Source organism: Arthrobacter sp. M2012083 (assembly GCF_000281065.1).
Classification (GTDB): Bacteria; Actinomycetota; Actinomycetes; order Actinomycetales; family Micrococcaceae; genus Arthrobacter.
In genome coordinates, this window is the sequence record NZ_AKKK01000008.1 from 44,204 (window position 1) to 62,461 (window position 18,258).

The 18,258-nt window shown below is 61.8% G+C and carries 17 protein-coding genes; 3 read left to right on the forward strand and 14 right to left on the reverse strand.

Annotated elements, in window-relative coordinates; all coding sequences use genetic code 11:
• Positions 1-19: 19 nt before the first annotated feature.
• Positions 20-1,138 carry a histidinol-phosphate transaminase gene (locus A477_RS0105370; RefSeq protein WP_026005366.1) on the reverse strand — a complete coding sequence of 373 codons (1,119 nt, stop codon included), beginning with the start codon at positions 1,136-1,138 and terminating at the stop codon, positions 20-22.
• 77 nt (positions 1,139-1,215) lie between these two features.
• Complete coding sequence (locus A477_RS0105375) at positions 1,216-1,575, reverse strand: LysM peptidoglycan-binding domain-containing protein (protein ID WP_017197998.1); 360 nt, start codon at positions 1,573-1,575, stop codon at positions 1,216-1,218.
• A gap of 350 nt (positions 1,576-1,925) precedes the next feature.
• Here A477_RS0105375 and lexA point away from each other — a divergent pair, with 350 nt between their 5' ends.
• The gene (gene lexA, locus A477_RS0105380; protein ID WP_026005367.1) at positions 1,926-2,669 is read left to right on the forward strand and encodes a transcriptional repressor LexA; all 744 of its coding nucleotides are present in this window, start codon (positions 1,926-1,928) and stop codon (positions 2,667-2,669) included.
• A gap of 5 nt (positions 2,670-2,674) precedes the next feature.
• On the opposite strand, the gene A477_RS0105385 is transcribed toward lexA, so the two are convergent.
• Both A477_RS0105385 and hflX read right to left on the reverse strand, forming a co-directional pair.
• Entirely contained in the window at positions 2,675-4,735 is a 2,061-nt protein-coding gene (locus A477_RS0105385) for an ATP-dependent DNA helicase (protein ID WP_017198000.1), read from the reverse strand.
• On the reverse strand, positions 4,728-6,287 hold the full coding sequence (hflX, locus tag A477_RS0105390) for a GTPase HflX (RefSeq protein ID WP_026005368.1): 1,560 nt from the start codon (positions 6,285-6,287) through the stop codon (positions 4,728-4,730). Before hflX ends, A477_RS0105385 begins: the two co-directional genes overlap by 8 nt.
• Before the next feature lie 523 nt (positions 6,288-6,810).
• On the opposite strand from hflX, the gene A477_RS0105395 reads away from it, so the two are divergent.
• Positions 6,811-7,425: a class I SAM-dependent methyltransferase gene (locus tag A477_RS0105395; protein ID WP_017198001.1), complete on the forward strand. Its 615-nt coding sequence runs from the start codon at positions 6,811-6,813 to the stop codon at positions 7,423-7,425.
• Here A477_RS0105395 and dapF read toward each other — a convergent pair.
• The 6 genes from dapF to A477_RS0105425 form a co-directional block, all read right to left on the reverse strand.
• Entirely contained in the window at positions 7,406-8,374 is a 969-nt protein-coding gene (gene dapF / locus A477_RS0105400) for a diaminopimelate epimerase (RefSeq protein ID WP_017198002.1), read from the reverse strand. The genes A477_RS0105395 and dapF overlap by 20 nt on opposite strands.
• A 46-nt stretch (positions 8,375-8,420) precedes the next feature.
• A complete protein-coding gene (miaA, locus tag A477_RS0105405; RefSeq protein ID WP_017198003.1) occupies positions 8,421-9,359 on the reverse strand; it encodes a tRNA (adenosine(37)-N6)-dimethylallyltransferase MiaA in 939 nt (312 codons plus the stop codon).
• 19 nt (positions 9,360-9,378) lie between these two features.
• The gene (miaB, locus tag A477_RS0105410; RefSeq protein WP_017198004.1) at positions 9,379-10,908 is read right to left on the reverse strand and encodes a tRNA (N6-isopentenyl adenosine(37)-C2)-methylthiotransferase MiaB; all 1,530 of its coding nucleotides are present in this window, start codon (positions 10,906-10,908) and stop codon (positions 9,379-9,381) included.
• Entirely contained in the window at positions 10,908-11,381 is a 474-nt protein-coding gene (locus tag A477_RS0105415; protein WP_017198005.1) for a RecX family transcriptional regulator, read from the reverse strand. Before A477_RS0105415 ends, miaB begins: the two co-directional genes overlap by 1 nt.
• Before the next feature lie 58 nt (positions 11,382-11,439).
• The gene (gene recA / locus A477_RS0105420; protein ID WP_017198006.1) at positions 11,440-12,483 is read right to left on the reverse strand and encodes a recombinase RecA; all 1,044 of its coding nucleotides are present in this window, start codon (positions 12,481-12,483) and stop codon (positions 11,440-11,442) included.
• Between the two features lie 259 nt (positions 12,484-12,742).
• The gene (locus A477_RS0105425; protein ID WP_026005370.1) at positions 12,743-12,967 is read right to left on the reverse strand and encodes a DUF3046 domain-containing protein; all 225 of its coding nucleotides are present in this window, start codon (positions 12,965-12,967) and stop codon (positions 12,743-12,745) included.
• Between the two features lie 41 nt (positions 12,968-13,008).
• On the opposite strand from A477_RS0105425, the gene A477_RS0105430 reads away from it, so the two are divergent.
• On the forward strand, positions 13,009-13,548 hold the full coding sequence (locus A477_RS0105430; RefSeq protein WP_044568364.1) for a MarR family winged helix-turn-helix transcriptional regulator: 540 nt from the start codon (positions 13,009-13,011) through the stop codon (positions 13,546-13,548).
• 89 nt (positions 13,549-13,637) lie between these two features.
• On the opposite strand, the gene A477_RS0105435 is transcribed toward A477_RS0105430, so the two are convergent.
• From A477_RS0105435 to A477_RS0105450, 4 genes are all read right to left on the reverse strand, one after another.
• Positions 13,638-14,072: a helix-turn-helix domain-containing protein gene (locus A477_RS0105435; protein ID WP_014921288.1), complete on the reverse strand. Its 435-nt coding sequence runs from the start codon at positions 14,070-14,072 to the stop codon at positions 13,638-13,640.
• 137 nt (positions 14,073-14,209) lie between these two features.
• Positions 14,210-14,722, reverse strand: a complete 513-nt coding sequence (locus A477_RS0105440; RefSeq protein ID WP_017198009.1) for a CinA family protein — start codon at positions 14,720-14,722, stop codon at positions 14,210-14,212.
• Positions 14,719-15,321: a CDP-diacylglycerol--glycerol-3-phosphate 3-phosphatidyltransferase gene (gene pgsA, locus A477_RS0105445; protein ID WP_017198010.1), complete on the reverse strand. Its 603-nt coding sequence runs from the start codon at positions 15,319-15,321 to the stop codon at positions 14,719-14,721. The genes A477_RS0105440 and pgsA overlap by 4 nt, the downstream gene beginning before the upstream one ends.
• 23 nt (positions 15,322-15,344) lie before the next feature.
• A complete protein-coding gene (locus A477_RS0105450) occupies positions 15,345-18,230 on the reverse strand; it encodes a DNA translocase FtsK (protein ID WP_026005372.1) in 2,886 nt (961 codons plus the stop codon).
• Between the last annotated feature and the right edge of the window lie 28 nt (positions 18,231-18,258).

An 18,258-nucleotide genomic window follows, 5' to 3' on the forward strand; every position in this document is an offset into this window, starting at 1 on the left:
GTTGGGTCTATGGACAAGTTTAGGCGCGCTGTGGCGCCGTGCTGTCCAGCAGTGCTTCCAAAGCCTCAAGGAAGGCTGTGGTTTCCGGTTCGGTTCCAGCGGTGACACGCAAGTGTCCAGGGATGCCGACGTCGCGAATCAGCACACCGGCATCGAGCAGGCCCTGCCAAATCTTGTGCGGCTCCTCGAGGCCGCCAAAGAAGACATAGTTGGAGTCGGACGCCGCAGGCTTGAGGCCCATGCGCAGCAACTCAGTCACAATCCGGTCGCGTTGGACCTTGATGTCCTCGACGTCGGCCATGAGGGCTTCGCGGTGGTTGAGCGCGGCCAGGGCAGTTGCCTGCGTGACGGCAGACAGGTGGTACGGGAGGCGGACCAGTCTGATGGCGTCCGTGACTTCCGGGGCTGCCGCCATGTAGCCGAGCCGGGCGCCTGCCAGGGCGAATGCTTTGCTCATGGTGCGCGAGACGATCAACCGCTCGCGTCCGGGCAATAACGTCAAGGCGCTCGGAGTATTGTCGTGCGCAAACTCGTGGTAGGCCTCGTCCACAATCACGATGGCTTGGCTCGCTTCGCCCGCCTCGTAGACGGCCTCCACAACGTCCAGGCCCAACCCTGTACCGGTGGGATTGTTGGGTGAGCAGAGGAACACGATGTTGGCACCCGTTTCCCGAACCTGCGCGGCGGCCGATTCGGCGTCTAGCCCATAGTCGTCAGCTCGCACCCCGCGGACATACTCTGTATCGGTGCCGCTAGCCAGGAGGGGGTACATGGAGTACGTGGGCGGGAAGCCGAGCGCCTTGCGTCCCGGTCCACCGAATGCCTGGAGGATTTGCTGCAGGACTTCGTTGGATCCGTTGGCCGCCCAGATGTTGTCAGGAGAGAGTCCGTGGCCAAGGTACTCGGCCAGGGCTTCACGTAGTTCGGTAAACTCGCGATCCGGATAGCGGTTCAGTCCTGTGGCGGCAGCGGCGACAGCCTCGGTGATGGCGGCTTGGACATCCGCCGGGACGCCATGAGTGTTTTCGTTGACGTTGAGCAGGATGGGAACGTCAAGCTGCGGTGCGCCATAGGGGCTCAGTCCACGCAGGTTGGTCCGGAGGGGAAGTCTGTCAAGTCGCTCAAGCTGGTCACTCACCATCACAGTTTAAGGGGCACTCGGGACTGCCGACTAACTGTGACGCCAGGCCAACGGTTCCTGCGGATGGTGGACCACTAGTTCGCAGGAACAAACAGCTGCTGGCCTGGCAGGATGCGGCCGCCACGGAGGTCGTTCAGCTGGATGATCTCTGCGATGACATCACGAGGGTCCCTCTCGGGTGCGGCAGCTCCGGCGATGCCCCAAAGGGATTGGCCCGGCTGGACCGTGACCGTGACTGCAACGGGCGGACGCAATTGGGACTGGGAGTCCGACGCCTTGGCCGGGGAGTTGATGAAGCCGGCGAGGGTCAACAGCGCCGCCACCAACAGCATTGCCGGGATGCCGAAGAAGACAATCCGTCCCCGCCGGGTCAGACGCAGGCGAGCAGGTGCCTGAGTGGTGCGGAAATCAGCGAACGTAGTGATTGCGGACATGAGCTGAGCCCTTCTGAGCTATTGCCAGGCTCCGGGGTGCCCGGTGCCTGGCGGCCAATTCTTTGCGTTCCCCTCATCTGATTCCGGATGTTCGAACACTCTGTTCGAACATTCGGCGTCAGCATCAGGTTTATAGAACACATATTCGAACCTTGCTATGACATTTTTAGCACTTATCAACGAACGGTGTCGAGACTCGCTAGAACAAATGTTTGATAAACGCCTGTGCCTGCCCTACGTTTGAGTGAAGAAACAGCACTGTTTCAGTGGAACAGGAGGGTCTGACATTTTTTGCAGACCCGACGACCCCCGGGCTCGCTTCGGGGCGACATGGAAAGGCATTGGCGAAGATGGCAGCGAAAGCCACGGGCGGCGGGGCACCCCTGCGGAGCCAGCAGCCTCAAAAGAGTCCCAAGAGCCTGACTGTCCGGCAGAAAAAGATCCTGGAGACCATCCAGCGGTCGGTCAATGACAACGGATACCCGCCCAGCATGCGCGAGATCGGGGACACGGTGGGTCTGGCCAGTTTGTCGAGCGTCACTCATCAGTTGTCCCAACTGGAGAAGCTTGGCTACCTCCGCAGGGACCCGAAGCGTCCTCGCGCCATGGAAGTCCTCATGCCTCTGACCCTGGACGGTGGCACCATACCCGGCGTGGAAGCGCCCACCACCCTTCGCAGCGCGGGTGGCCTTGCCGTCACAGAGCTGGCCAGTGCAAGTGATACCGCCATGGTGCCGCTGGTGGGCCGCATTGCGGCCGGTGGCCCCATTCTGGCCGACCAGACGGTGGAAGACGTCCTCGCGCTCCCCCGGCAACTTGTGGGGCATGGCGAATTGTTCATGCTGAAGGTAGCCGGAGATTCCATGATTGACGCAGCAATCTGTGACGGTGACTGGGTAGTGGTCCGCCGCCAGAACGACGCCATCAACGGTGACATAGTGGCAGCCCTGCTGGATGACGAAGCAACCGTGAAGACCTTCCGGCAGCGGGACGGCCATACGTGGCTGCTACCGCAGAACACCCAATACGAACCCATCCTGGGCGATCAAGCCACCATCATGGGCAAGGTAGTTTCGGTACTGCGCTCCCTTTAGGGGCGCTAGGGGGCCTTGGACGGGCCCAGGCGCTCCAGAACGCCACGCACTACTGTCCGGTCCGTCGTTGCCCAGAACGGCGGCAGGGCCGCACGCAGGAAGCCTCCGTAGCGTTCCGTTGAAAGTCGCGAGTCGAGCACAGCGACTACTCCCTTGTCACCTGTCGAACGGATCAGGCGGCCAGCACCCTGTGCCAGTCGGATGGCAGCATGCGTAGCCGATACGGCCATAAAGCCATTCCCGCCTGATTGCGCCACTGCCCGGGAGCGCGCAGTCATCAGGGGATCATCAGGCCGCGGGAAGGGTATGCGGTCAATGACCACCAAGCGGCACGAGCCGCCGGGAACGTCTACGCCCTGCCACAGTGACATGGTTCCGAAGAGGCATGTGTCAGGCTCATCGGCGAACTGCTTCACGAGGGCCGCCATGGTGGATTCGCCTTGGCAGAGGATATTCACATCCAGCCGGAGCCGCATTGCGTCGGCTGCTTCTTCGGCCGCACGCCGCGAAGAGAACAAGCAAAGGGCTCCCCCGCCGGACGCGCGGATGAGGTCTTCCAATTCGTCGAGCGCCTCGGGCGAGGTACCGCGACCTGGTTTCGGGAGGTGCTTCGCTACATACAGGACACCCTGTTTGGGATAATCAAAGGGCGAACCCACATCGATGCCTGTCCAGCTCGGGGCACCGTCGCCAATAAGGCCGAGGCCGCCCGCTGCCGGTTCGAAAGCCGAGCCGATGGCTAGCGTGGCGGAGGTAAGCACCACGGTGTGGTCGGCAAAGAGGCCTTCGCGAAGCCGCCCGGCAACGCTGAGTGGGGCGATGTTGATCAAGGCCGGGGCGGTCTCATCAGGGTGCGAATACCCCTGCTGGGGGTCGAACGTGCTGTTCCGGGAAAACCAGACCACTTCGCGGTTCTCCTTGGCGGCCAGCATGCGTTCGCACAATTCCAGGATCAGCATGAGCCGTGAACGGGCCAGCTGCCGTCCGCCGTCGACTGCATTTGACGAATCCGTCTTCGAATCCGAGAGCGCAGCGCGGGCGGCGTCCCGTAACTGGTCCAGGCAATCCAGCTGTTCGTCGTTGAGTCCGTTGGGCAAGAGCCCATTGGGCACGCCGGCGATGGCCATATCCAGCCGCTCCGCTGCAGCGTTGAGGGCGTCCACTGTGATGGCTGTGTGCTTGCGGGCACTTGATGCAGCAGCATGAACCATGGCCACGGACAACTGGCCTGAAACGGCGCCAGTCACGCGGTCTTGAAGCTCGTGCGCTTCGTCAACCACCACGACGTCATATTCAGGCAGCACGGCCAGGCCTTCAAAGGCGCTGACTGCCAACATGGCGTGGTTGGTGACCACGACGTCGGCTTCACTCGCCCGTGAGCGCGCCAGCTCGCTGAAGCACTCTTCTGCCACGGGGCACTTCTGGGCGCCCAGGCACTCCATGGAGGTCACGGAAACCTGGCGCCAGGCCCTGTCGGTGACTCCTGGCATGAGTTCATCGCGGTCGCCGGTGGCGGTTTTCTCCGCCCATTCCCGAAGACGGACTACTTCTTTACCCAGCTGGGATTGCGGCCCGCCCATGGAGGCAGCAAAGTGGGGCACGCTGGTGTCCTCGCCAAGGGAGAACAGCTGCCCTTCGGAAGGCTCTTCGCTGGGGAACCCTCCTTCGAGTTTCTGCAGGCACACATAATTTGCCCTGCCCTTGACCAGCGCCACATTGACCGGGCGCTCCAGGGCAGGGTTGATGGTCTCCAGCAGCCGGGGAAGGTCACGGCCCACGATTTGGGTCTGGAGTGCCAGGGTGGCGGTGGACACGAGAGTCGGTTTATCGCTGTCCATGGCATGGGCGATCAGCGGAATCAGGTAAGCCAACGACTTACCTGTTCCCGTTCCCGCCTGGACCAGCAGATGCTCCCCGGTCTCGATGGCCCGGGTAACATGCTTGGCCATCTCGTGCTGGCCGGCGCGGCTTTGCCCGCCCATTCCGGCAACAGCCCGATCCAACAGCTCGAGAGTGGTCTTCTCCCCCACCGACTCGACGGCGTCCGCCGCCACCTTCTCAACCATTACTGACGAACGACTCCAGTTCGGCGGCCAGGCCTTCGCGCACCATGACAACTACGCGAGTCCCGTTCTCCTCATGCTCAAGGCTGAGGATTTCCGAGTCGGAATTGTGCAACTTGTTGATCATTTCCCCACGATCGTAGGGAATGAGCAGTTCAAGGCGGACACCAGGCCGGGGAATGGACCGGCTGATGTCTTCCAACAGTTCCGCGATGCCCTGGCCCGTGCGGGTGGACACAACAGCGTGGCGGGGTTCTTTCTGCTTGAGGCGCTCCACCACAAAGGGATCCGCGACGTCCACCTTGTTGAGGACGATGATCTCCGGGACCTTTCGGGCATCCACCTCGGTGAAAACGGCCCTTACCGCCGCGATCTGGCCCTCAGGGTCGGGGTGGGATGCATCCACCACATGGAGGATCAGGTCCGCATCAGCAACTTCCTCCAGCGTTGACCGGAAAGCCTCGATGAGCTGGGTTGGGAGTGAACGAACGAACCCAACGGTGTCTGCGAGGGTATAGCCGATGCCGTCCGGGGTTTGCGCCTTGCGGACTGTGGGATCCAGGGTGGCGAACAAGGCGTTCTCCACCAGGACGCCTGCGTCAGTGAGGCGGTTGAGCAGGGACGATTTTCCGGCGTTCGTGTACCCGGCGATGGCAACAGACGGAACCGCGTTCCGACGACGGTTGGCACGTTTGGTCTCACGCGCAGGCTTCATCGCGGCGATTTCACGACGCAGCTTAGCCATGCGGGTGCGGATTCGACGCCGATCAAGTTCGATCTTGGTTTCACCAGGACCACGCGAACCCATTCCGGCCCCTGCTCCACCCACCTGGCCTCCGGCTTGGCGGGACATGGAATCGCCCCAACCACGAAGCCTCGGAAGCAGGTACTCGAGCTGGGCGAGCTCCACCTGCGCTTTGCCTTCACGGCTCTTGGCGTGCTGGGCGAAGATATCCAGGATCAGCGTGGTGCGGTCAACAACCTTGACCTTCACAATGTCCTCAAGGCCGCGTCGCTGCGACGGCGCCAGCTCAGTGTCCACTACCACTGTGTCGGCGCCTGTTGCCGCAACGATGTCCTTAAGCTCCTGGGCCTTACCGGAACCCAGGAAGGTCCCGGGGTCCGGCTTCTGCCGACGCTGGACGAGGCCATCCAGCACCTCAGATCCGGCCGTCTCCGCAAGTGCTGCGAGTTCGCGGAGGGAGTTCTCCGCATCTGCCAGGGTTCCCTCAGTCCACAGGCCTGCCAGTACAACGCGCTCAAGGCGCAACTGCCGGTACTCGACCTCCGTGACATCTTCAAGCTCGGTGGACAGTCCTGCGGTACGGCGAAGGGCGCGACGTTCAGCCAAGTCTTCCTGGTCGCCGTCGTAGATGCTGTGTTCCTGGTCCAGCGTGGAAATCGCCTGCGCCTTGCCGAACACACTGTTGGCTTCGTCGTCGGGTGCCTGCGCAGGTACATCCTTGGAAAGAATCCGGTCGATGACGGCCTGGATTTGTTCAGGACTCATGTCCTGGGCGTCGGAATCGGATCCGGAGTGCTTCTGGGTGGTCATGGTCTCCTTAGACTGTTCGGCAATTCCAGAATAGTGCGGTTTAGTGCTCGATGGGGCGCTATTCGCGCTGGGCTGACGGGCATCGGCCAAAAGGGCCTCCTATGTGCTGGGCAGTCGGTGCCTTTCGGCGGCAGGGACTGCCGGGATGTGGCGTGTATGACTCCGCGGGAGGGTCCTTTGGCCAACGTGAGGATGCTCTTCCTACACCATCGATTGGCCGGGCAGAACCCAGCGGCCCAAAGCGGATGTGGTGTGGATCGGTATCTTCAGAGCGTCCGGCTCCGTGTACAGGATTGGCCGGACTGAGCCAGAGGTGACCTGCCGGGCGGAAAGGCCGACCTGGCTGAAATGCCAAGCGGGCCTGCGTCGCGGGCGGTACCGTCAAACGCCTGATGACTCGGGCGTTTGTGGGCTGATTACTCGAAGATCAAGAACATGCATTCCACTTTAGCAGTCATTGTCAAACCTGCTGTGGAAGGAGGCGGTTTCCCAAGCCGACGATAGCCAACTAATCTGGCAAATTATGGAGTCTGCACACTATTTCACCGCCCAACCGGCCGGACCATTCACCCGCAAGCCACTCACAGTGGAACTCGCAGGAGCCACACGCCAGTTGCAGACCTCGTCGGGAATCTTCAGTCCCGACGGCGTGGATAAAGGCACGGCGGTACTTTTCTCCGAGGTCCCGCCGCCGTCACCTAAGGGTCACCTGCTGGACATCGGCTGCGGCTGGGGTCCGATTGCCCTCACCTTGGGGCTGATGGCGCCACATGCCCAGGTTCATGCGGTGGATGTGAATGAGCGTTGCATCACGCTGACCAACGAGAATGCGGCGGCGCTAGGCCTCACCAACGTCATGGCCAGCCTCCCGGACGAGGTGGACCCCGCCGTCGAGTTTGACACCATCTGGTCCAACCCGCCCATCCGCATCGGCAAGGACGAACTCCACACGCTGCTGCTGACATGGCTGCCTCGGCTGGCTCCAGGAGGCAATGCGTGGTTGGTTGTTCAGAAGAACCTGGGCTCCGACTCCCTCCAGCGGTGGCTCGCCACCGAACTGGACAGCTCCTACACGGTCACCCGTGAAAGCACATCCAAGACGTTCCGCATCATCCGTGTCAGGAAAGCGTCCCAGTAGCCACGATGACGGCCGGGCCACTGAGTTCAACATGCTCGCGGCCACCTGCACCTGGGAAGAACTTCACACCCACGACGCCGCCCGGCACGTTGACGTGCCAGTCGTTGGGAGCCGTCTCGCCCGCCCAGTGACGAATCGCGACGGCGGCAGCGCACGCGCCGGTGCCGCAGGATTGCGTCTCTCCCACTCCACGCTCGTGAACGCGCATGGTGATGGTTCCTACGCCGTCCTCCACCAGCGGCTCCGCGGGAACCACGAACTCCACGTTGGTTCCATTTGCGGGCTTGGGATCCACCACGGGTGCCTTGAACAATTGTGTGGCTGAAAGCTCACTGAGCTCCGCAAGGGCAACTACCGTGTGGGGATTGCCCATGCTGACAGACAGGCCGGGCCGTGCCACTTCCAGGCCGTCGGCGCTTACCAGTGCATCCATGGCCTTGCTGGTGGCTTCCTTGGGGAAGATGAACTCCCATGGGCCCATGTCCACGGCATAACCGTTGACTGTCCTTACAACCTTTTTGACGCCGCCACGTGTGCCGATGGTGAGTGTCTGACCGGGGCCCAAATCCACCAGGCCCTCCGCAATCAGGAAATGGACGAAAACGCGTACGCCATTGCCGCACATTTCGGAGAGCGAACCGTCTCCGTTGCGGTAATCCATGAACCACTCTGCATCGGGATCCTGCTCAAGGGCGACACGACCTTCCGGGAGAAAACGGGAAGGAACTGCCCGAATGAGGCCGTCACCCCCGATGCCAATGTGTCGGTCGCACAACTGCGCCACCTGCTCGGCCGTGATCTCGTGGGCGTCACCGGGATCAGCGATAAGGACAAAATCATTGCCCGTTCCGTGGCCCTTGGAGAACTCCAGGCCGGCGAGGCTGGAAGCTGGCACTGGAGCACCGGCAGTTGCGGGCTGCGGGGCGGGAACTGCGGCGGTTTCATCCATGGATCTAGGCTACCTGCCACGCCTCTTTGGCCAGAAATTGCAGCGGTTAGGGCGCGCTGGCCGCAGTTGCCGCATTTGCTGCTTTGACTGCCTTAGCCACAAGCTCCGGATCCTGCCAGTCGAGCCAAGTGATTCGTGGATCCGCCCGGAACCATGTCAGCTGCCGCCTTGCAAACTGCCTGGTAGCCACGATGGTTTCCTCCGCGGCGGCGTCCGCTGTCATCCCGCCGTCCAGGACTTTCAGGAATTGGGCGTATCCCAAAGCGCGCGAAGCTGTCTTGCCCCTCCGCAACCCCACGGCGTCGAGTCGTTCAACTTCCTGCTGGAGCCCGGCATCCACCATCCGATGCACCCTCAGTGCCAAACGTTCCCGCAGTTGCTCCCGATCAACCTCCAGGCCGATCTGGAGTGCCGGCTGGAAATACTCGCGTTGTGGCATGAACGAGCTGAAAGGGCGGCCGGTGAGACCGTGCACTTCCAAAGCCCGGATCACGCGCCGGGCGTCTCCCAGGCGGGCAGCAGAGACGGGGTCGACTTCCTCAAGGCGGGCTCTCAGCGGCCCCAGCCCCTTGGTTTCGAACTCTTCTTCCAGATTCCCGCGGAGCACCGGATCTGTGCCCGGAAATTCCAGCACGTCAAGCGCCGCCCGCACATACAACCCTGATCCGCCCACAAGGACGGCACGTTTTCCCCGTGAGTGGATGTCATGGATGATTGCGCGGCATGCATTTTGGAAGTCGGCCACACTGGCTTCCTGCGTAACGTCCATGGTGTCCAGCAAATGGTGCGGCACACCTTGGCGCTCTTCCACCGTGATCTTGGCAGTTCCGATGTCCATGCCACGGTAGAACTGCAAGGCGTCGGCGTTGATCACCTCGCCATTCAGGGCCAGAGCGAGGTTGACGCCCAGATCCGACTTACCGGAACCTGTGGGACCGACAACGGCAATGACAGGCAGAAGGGGTTCCGGACTGGAGAACGACATGTGGTCCTGGCTCACGTACCTAGGCGCGGCGAACCGGCAACGACGGCATGCCCAAGGACACGCCGGTCTTGCCCGACGCCGATCCTGCTGCCGGGACCCCGCAAGAATCAGCCTGCGAACGATCCCAGGCATCGCCTGCACGGGAGCGGCGCAAAAAGTACTCTTCCACTGTTGCCGGATCAGCTACCAGGTGGAAGGCAGCGGCCTCAGTAATAGTCACAGTGACGAAGTCACCCGGCCGAGGAGTTTCGGCTCCGGTCGGCACGGAGAAGTGCACCAGCCTTTGGTCCTTCGAACGGCCGGACAGCCGGTGTGTTTCGCCGGCTTTTCGTCCTGATTGCGCTGTGACCAGGACTTCCACCTTCCGCCCCAACTGCTTGGCGTTCTCTTCTGCGGCAATACGGTCCTGCAGCGCTGTGAGGCGCTCGTAGCGCTCTTGCACCACGGCCTTGGGCAGTTGCTCCGGAAGGTTCGCAGCCGGCGTGCCAGGCCGCTTGGAGTATTGGAACGTGAAGGCGGACGCAAAACGCGACTTCTCCACCACATCCAGGGTTGCTTGGAAATCTTCCTCGGTTTCGCCCGGGAAGCCCACGATGATGTCGGTGGTGATGGCGGCATGCGGGATGCGTTCCCGCACTTTGTCCAGGATTCCCAAAAATTTGCTGGAACGGTACGAACGGCGCATGTCCTTCAGCACTTTGTCCGAGCCGGACTGCAGCGGCATGTGCAACTGGGGCATGGCGTTGTGTGTTTCGGCCATGGCGTCAATGACATCGTCCGTAAATGCGGCGGGGTGGGGGCTGGTGAAACGAACCCGTTCCAAGCCTTCGATTTCGCCGCATGCCCGCAGGAGTTTGGAGAACGCCTGGCGGTCACCGAATTCCACACCATAGGAATTCACGTTCTGGCCGAGCAACGTGACTTCCACAGCCCCGTCATCCACGAGCGCCTGGATTTCCGCCAGAATCTCGCCTGGACGCCGGTCTTTCTCCTTGCCACGAAGCGAGGGCACGATGCAGAACGTGCACGTGTTGTTGCAACCCACAGAGATTGACACCCACCCTGCATACACAGAGTCGCGCTTGGTGGGGAGCGTTGACGGGAACACATCCAAGGATTCGAGAATCTCGAGTTGAGCCTCATTGTTGTGCCGGGCACGGTTCAGCAGGGCCGGCAGGGCTCCCACGTTGTGCGTTCCGAACACGGCGTCAACCCACGGCGCCTTCTTCACAATGGTTTCGCGGTCCTTCTGGGCCAGGCAACCACCGACGGCAATCTGCATTCCGGGGTTAGCTTCCTTGACCTGCCGGAGCTGCCCAAGGTTTCCATAGAGTTTGTTGTCTGCGTTCTCCCGCACAGCGCACGTGTTGAAGACCACGACGTCGGCCACCTCACCGTCCGCAGGCACGTACCCTGCTTCTTCAAGGAGCCCCGCCATGCGCTCAGAATCATGGACGTTCATCTGGCAGCCAAATGTCCGAACCTGGTACGTCCTGGGCTCGGCGGAAGGAGTGGCGGCAACTGTGGGGGAAGGAATGGTCAAACTCACTACTCAAGGGTACCGGCTTCCGCCAGCACCTCACCGACGATCCTGAACGCCATGGAGGGGGCGTAGCCCTTGCGTGCCAGCATCGACGCAAGCCGTCGGGTGTATTTGTCCCGCTCGGCCCGATCCGACAGGTCCATGCTTGGCCGCAGCTTGCGATGAACGAGCTCCCGGGCAGCCAGTTCTTCGTCTTGGTCGCTGACCTGCGATAGGGCTTCCTCCGCTGCATCCAGCTCTATGCCTTTGTCTGCCAATTCTCGACGAATGGCGCCCTTGGCGAGCTTCTTGCTCTGGGATCGGCTGCGGACCCACATCCTGGCAAATTCAGCATCGTCGATCAGCTGAACTTCTTCGAAGCGGTCCAAGACTGCCTCAGCCACATGCTCGGGAACATTCCGTTCAGCGAGTTTCCGGGACAGTTGCAGCCGGCTCCGCGGCGCCATCGTCAACTGCCTCAGGACGATGGCACGCGCCACGGATTCAGGATCAGGTTCGGGATCGGCCGCAACGGAAGAATCCGGATCCGGCCCTCTCCTAGCCGTCAACGGCCTTCAGCTTCGGGGAATCTTCTTCAGCCTTCACAACGCCCACGCCAAGCTTTTCCTTGATGAGGCGCTCCAGTTCCTGGGCGAGCTCAGGGTTGTCGCGCAGGAATCTGCGCGAGTTCTCCATGCCTTGACCCAGCTGATCGCCGTCATACGTGAACCACGAGCCCGACTTCTTGATGATGCCGTGCTCCACACCCATGTCAATGATGCCTCCCTCGCGGGAGATGCCCTGACCGTAGATGATGTCGAACTCGGCGATCTTGAAGGGCGGAGCCATCTTGTTCTTGACGATCTTTGCCTTGGTGCGGTTACCGACAGAGTCGGCACCTTCCTTCAAGGTCTGGATGCGACGAACGTCGATTCGCACTGACGCGTAGAACTTCAGGGCCTTACCACCGGTGGTGGTTTCGGGTGATCCGAAGAACACACCGATCTTTTCACGCAACTGGTTGATGAAGATGGCGGTTGTCTTGGTCTGGCTCAAGCGGCCCGTGATCTTACGCAGGGCCTGGCTCATGAGTCGAGCCTGGAGGCCAACGTGGGAGTCACCCATTTCGCCTTCGATTTCGGCGCGGGGTACCAGGGCAGCCACGGAGTCAATGACGACGATGTCGAGCGAGCCGGAGCCCACCAGCATGTCCATGATCTCCAATGCCTGCTCACCGGTGTCCGGCTGTGACACCAAGAGTGCATCCGTGTCCACGCCAAGCTTGGCGGCGTAGTCCGGGTCAAGTGCGTGCTCGGCGTCAATGAACGCTGCGATGCCACCTGCCCGCTGTGCGTTGGCTACAGCATGAAGTGCAACGGTGGTCTTACCCGAGGATTCCGGACCGTAGATTTCCACCACGCGCCCCCGGGGCAGGCCGCCAATGCCAAGAGCGACATCCAGTGCAATGGAGCCGGTGGGAATAACCTCAATCGGGGCGCGGGTGTCATCACCCAGGCGCATGATGGAGCCTTTGCCGAACTGCTTGTCGATCTGGGCAAGCGCTGCTTCGAGCGCCTTTTCACGATCCGGGGTTGCCGCCATGGTTCACACCTCTGATGCTTTCTCGCTGTGGAGTGGCCCGAAAGGCCGCTTTCCTGTCATGTCTGACGCTAGTGCGGTGCTCTGACATTTTTAGTAGCCGGCACTGGCTATGTGGATAACCTGGGCTGCCGGAACCTCTGGAATGCGTCCTTCGAAATCAATTTTCCTCTCACAGGAGCATATCCCTATCCGAACAGATATTCGAACAATGTTCCGGCGTGTCCCTACCCTTCGGGCAGTAACCGCCACGTGTCGGACTTCAGTTGGAAGCCGGTTTGATGTCCCTGCCAAGCCTGCGCTCGGGGGGAACGTCCTGAACCTCGCACACGGCCAACCAGACGTCGCGAGGTTGATAACCGGAGGCCAAAGCCTCTACGGCAGTTCGCCCGCCAACGCCGGCGAGTACCAGGGAGTTGGCCAGGACCCGGGAGTAGCCTGTCCCGAATTCGTCGTCCATTAATCGCCAAAAGTCACTTGCCCTCACGGATAGAGTCTCTCATGGCGCCGGACTCTAGAATGGTTGCCATGAGCAATCCTCTCCAGAGCAAGCCAGGTCCGGCATTGCCAGGCGACGCCGTGGACGACGCCCTCCAGCAGGTGGAACACCAGCTGAGCCTGCTCTGGCGCCGCGCCCGCTCCATCTCGCATCAGTTGTCACGCCAAGTACATCCCGACATGGAACCGGCCGCCTATGGGCTTCTCACGGTCATCCGCAGGGAGGGTCCCATCCGCCTCACGGACCTGGCCACCTGCATCGGAGTGGGCAAGCCTTCCGTGAGCCGCCAGATCGCTTTCCTGGAGAGCATCGGCCTCGTCTACAAGGAAGCAGATCCCCAGGACGGCAGGGCCCAGTCCATCCGTTTGACGGATAAGGGCGAACAGAAGATGCACCAGGTCCAAGATGCCCGCAGGCAGGTCTTCCGTGAGCGACTCGGCGAATGGCCCTTGGAGGATGTCCAGACGCTTGCTGACTACATGGGCCGCCTCAACGCCATTTACGGGGACGGCGTGCTCAACGTGAAAGAACCCGAAAGCGACGTCGAGGACAAGCCCGCAGGCGTTTGAGCAGCGCCTAGCCTCAACCGACGCCCAACCTCAACGAAAAAGGTCCCCAGCCTGAGGCTGGGGACCTTTTCCATGGTCTTGCTGGATCGTTACCGGGCTCCGGAAAGCATTCCTTGCGGGAAATCGTCCGTGAGGTCGAGATCGCGACCGTAACGCTGGGAGAATTCCTGCGGAACGGTGTCCGGAACTGCAACACCTTCTGCGACGGCCACACGGTCGCTGACTTCGCGAAGCATGTGGGACAACGGAACATCGAGGGCTGTGCAGATAGAGGACAGGAGCTCGGAAGAAGCCTCCTTCTGGCCGCGTTCAACTTCACTCAAGTAACCAAGTGAGACGCGGGCGCTGTGCGAAACCTCGCGGAGGGTACGGCCCTGACGCTGGCGGACATCGCGCAGTACATCACCGATCTCGTGGCGTAGTACAACCATTTTGCGCTCCTTCTGTTCGCTCTGTGCCTGATCAGCCAAGCCCACATCCTTCCAGCGGACAACGCCGTTCACGGATACGGGCTGCTTTACCATCTGTATCGCCTTGCTCCCTCATTCATCCGGTTCGCTGGCTGGCGGACCGGGTTGGTTTATACATCCTAGGCGCCCCGGCTCTTCCGAAGCGACACAATGACACAACTATTGGTAATCAGTTTTTGTTCCCGACTACTTTACGAACGGTAACCAACGTCACTCAGTGCAGCAAGCAGACGCGCCAAGGCGGCCTCGCAGGCCTGCTCCCTGATGGACTGTCTGTCCCCCGAAAAACTGTACTCAAACGCTTCGGTTCCGGATTTGCCCGAAATCCCGATGAACACAGTTCCTACTGCTTTGCCGTCGTGCGGCTCGGGTCCGGCCACACCCGTCGTGGAAATTCCAAGATCGGCGCCGCAGACGCGCCGGGCGCCGTCGGCCATGGCTTCGGCCACCTGACCGTCAACGGAACCGACCTCGGCAAGCAGCTCCTGCGACACCCCCAGGACACCAGCCTTCACGGAGTTCTGGTAAGCAACCACGCCGCCTTGCAGCATCCCGGATGCTCCAGGCGTGTTCGCCAGCGTTGCCGCAACCATCCCCGCGGTGAGGGATTCAGCCGTGGCCACGGTGAGTTTGTTCCCAACAGCCATAGCGACTGCCGCCGTCGACGATTGCGCGGCGGCGGATAGGCCGACATGGAGCGTCATGCACGCCGCCCGGCCGCGCGAAGCTTCAACGCTTGGATGACATATTCGACGCCGGTCCACAAGGTGATGCCCAGCGCCACCATCATCACCCAGAAGGCGACGTCGCCCAGCCAGGGAGCGATCGCCTTCAGCGGCAGGATGTAGAGGAATATGGCCACGGTCTGGACTACTGTTTTCAGCTTGCCACCGCGGGAGGCCGGCATGACGCCGTACCGGATAACGACGAACCGAAGCGCGGTAATCCCCCATTCCCGCACCAGGATGAGGATGGTGACCCACCAAGGCAGCTCACCCAGGATGGACAGCAGAACCAGCGCGGAACCGATAAGCAGCTTGTCGGCGATGGGATCGGCAATCTTGCCGAAATTGGTGATCAAGCCCCGCGCCCTGGCGATGTCGCCGTCGAGCTTGTCCGTATAGATGGCGACCGCAAAGGCCACAACAGCTGCCCAACGCCAGATCCCGTACTCACCGTCGTCCGCCACCAGGAACCATACGAAGAATGGAACCAGGACGATGCGGAGCATCGTGAGGATATTGGGTAGGTTCCAGACGTCGGAGCTGCTGGAAGTCGCGTTATCACCCTCGGCTGTAGTCACCCCACAAGGCTACCTTCTTTGGGCTAACGCCCCGTCAGCGACCAGGCGTCCTCGCCACCCTCTTCGTCGTCGTTCGGACCATCGGCGCCGTCGTAGTATTCGATGGCCTGCGTCCGGTTGTCCAGGTCCGCCTGGACAAGGTCTTCCGCATAGCCTCCGACGGCGATGTTCGAGTTCGCGTTATCGCTCAAGGCCGCCGTGTGTGCGTCGGGCGCCGCGGGTGAATCCTGGCCCTTCATCGCGGCAAGCACCGCGGCGAGGTCGTCGGGCTTGACCAGGACATCGCGCGCCTTGGAGCCCTCCGAAGGACCAACAACGCCACGGGACTCAAGGAGGTCCATGAGGCGGCCGGCCTTGGCAAAGCCCACACGAAGCTTTCGCTGGAGCATGGACGTTGAGCCGAATTGCGTGGTCACCACAAGCTCTGTTGCCTGAAGCAGGACCTCGAGGTCGTCTCCAATGTCGTCGTCGATCTGCTTCTTGGGCGCCTCCGCAGCGACGTCGTCCCGGTAGACGGCCTGCAGTTGTCCCTTGACGTGCTCCACAACCTTGTGGATCTCGGATTCCGTAACCCAGGCACCCTGGACACGCATTGCCTTGGAGGCACCCATGGGAAGGAACAGGGCGTCACCTTGGCCAATGAGCTTCTCGGCGCCCGGCTGGTCAAGCACCACGCGGGAGTCCGTAACGGACGACGTAGCGAACGCCATACGCGATGGCACGTTGGCCTTGATGAGGCCTGTCACCACGTCCACGGAGGGGCGCTGTGTCGCAAGCACCAGGTGGATGCCGGCGGCACGTGCGAGCTGCGTGATGCGGACAATCGAGTCTTCAACGTCGCGCGGGGCAACCATCATGAGGTCGGCGAGCTCGTCAACGATCACCAGCAAGTATGGGTAGGGCTTGATGACTCGTTTGGAGTCCACCGGCGGCACAACCTTGCCCGCCCTGACCGCCTTGTTGAAGTCGTCAATGTGCTTGTAGCCGTAATTGGCGAGGTCGTCGTAGCGGGCATCCATCTCGCGAACCACCCATTGCAAGGCTTCAGCGGCCTTCTTGGGGTTGGTGATGATGGGCGTGATGAGGTGCGGCACGCCCTCATAGGCCGTGAGTTCCACGCGTTTGGGGTCCACCATGACCATGCGCACTTCATCCGGCGTAGCGCGCATGAGGATGGAGGTGATCATGGAGTTCACGAAACTCGACTTACCAGCACCGGTGGCACCGGCAACAAGCAAGTGGGGCATCTTGGCGAGGTTGGCCACCACGTAGCCACCCTCAACGTCCTTGCCGACGCCCATGACCATCGGGTGGTCGGTCCGGCGTGCGTTCTGGCTTCGCAGTACATCGCCCAGCGACACGGTTTCGCGGTCTGTGTTGGGAATCTCGATGCCGATGGCGGACTTGCCGGGAATCGGGCTCAGGATGCGAACGTCACTGGACGCCACGGCGTAGGAGATGTTCTTGGACAGCGCGGTGACGCGCTCCACTTTGGTACCCGGAGACAGCTCGATTTCATAACGCGTCACAGTGGGACCACGACTAAAGCCAGTCACAGCGGCCTCTACATTGAACTGCGTGAGGGTGTCCGTCAGTGCAGCGACGACGGCGTCATTGGCTTCCGTACGCTCCTTGGGAATGGAGCCGGGCGTCAGGTAGTCCGATGCCGGCAGGGTGTACGTGACATCCCCCGCCAGGGACAGTTGCTCCGTGCGCTGCGGGATGGGCGTCTGTGGGAGGGGCGCCCCTGCAGGCTTCGCCGGAACCTGTGCCACGGGAGCCGCGGGTGCGGTCATCTCCGGAGTAAGAATGGGAATGGCTTCGGTTGGGTTCTCGATCCCGGGCGTGGCGCCCAGGCCTTGGGCCGCCTTGATCTTCCCGACGGCGATCTCTGCCTGCGTTGGACGACGTACGCCCGGCGGAACGCGCGGTGCGGACGCATCCGGGGTTTCGTCGTCGTCGACTATTGCGTGCTCGAAGGCTTCGTCCCCGACGTAACCCTCCAAGCTCGTATCTGTTTCCTCGTCCTTACCGAAGAAGCGCATGCGCTTCTTCTTCGGCTTAGCGAGAGCGTTGTTCTCGTAAAGGTAGCTGCGGTCATGGGCGTCCTTGCCGGACTCGTCCATCAGGTCAACGCCCATAAGGTGTTCGTAAGCGCCCCTGATCCGGGACGGGATGGCACCAAACGGTGTGGCCGTGACGATCAACACGGACACAAACGCCAGGAGTCCGTAAAGGACAACAGGGACAGCCACATGAATTGCAGCCAAGGGCGCCGCTGCGAGGAAGCCCAGCATTCCGCCCGCCTTGCGCAGGCCGTCGAAGCCATCCGCAACGGTGGGCAGACCTCCGATGACGTGTGCCAGGCCCGAACCGGCCAGCGTCATGATCATGAAACCGATGCCCACGCGGTTGTTCCCACGACCGTCCTGTGGCTTCCGGAAAAGCCTGAATGCACAGACGAACAGCATGAAGGGCAGGATCAGGGACATCCACCCGAACGTGCCGTTGACCACGCTGTAGACCATGTCAGGCAGCCAGCCGGTCAGACCCCACCAAGCGAAGGTGGCGATCGCGATGCCCAACACCAAATTGAACAGGGCTGCGCCATCCCGACGGTCATCGGGGTCCAGATCGCTGACGTCATAGCCGATTCGCCGCACCCCGGCACCTACCACATGGCCAATCCCCTGCCAGAAACCTGAGAGCATTCGCAGCGGCAGCGGAGCATGCGGTTCGACGGCGGCCGCTTGCTTGGTACGGGCAGTGCTGCCACGCCCGCTCTTGGTCGCGGCTGCGCTGCTTTTCGAAGCAGCACCGCTGGTTTTGGATGCGGCTGTGCTCCGGCCTGTGCCGCCGGATTTACTGCTGGAGCTGCCTCGTGGCGTGGAGGTAGTACGGGTCGCCATAAGTGCCACGCTACCCCAAGGGGGCCTG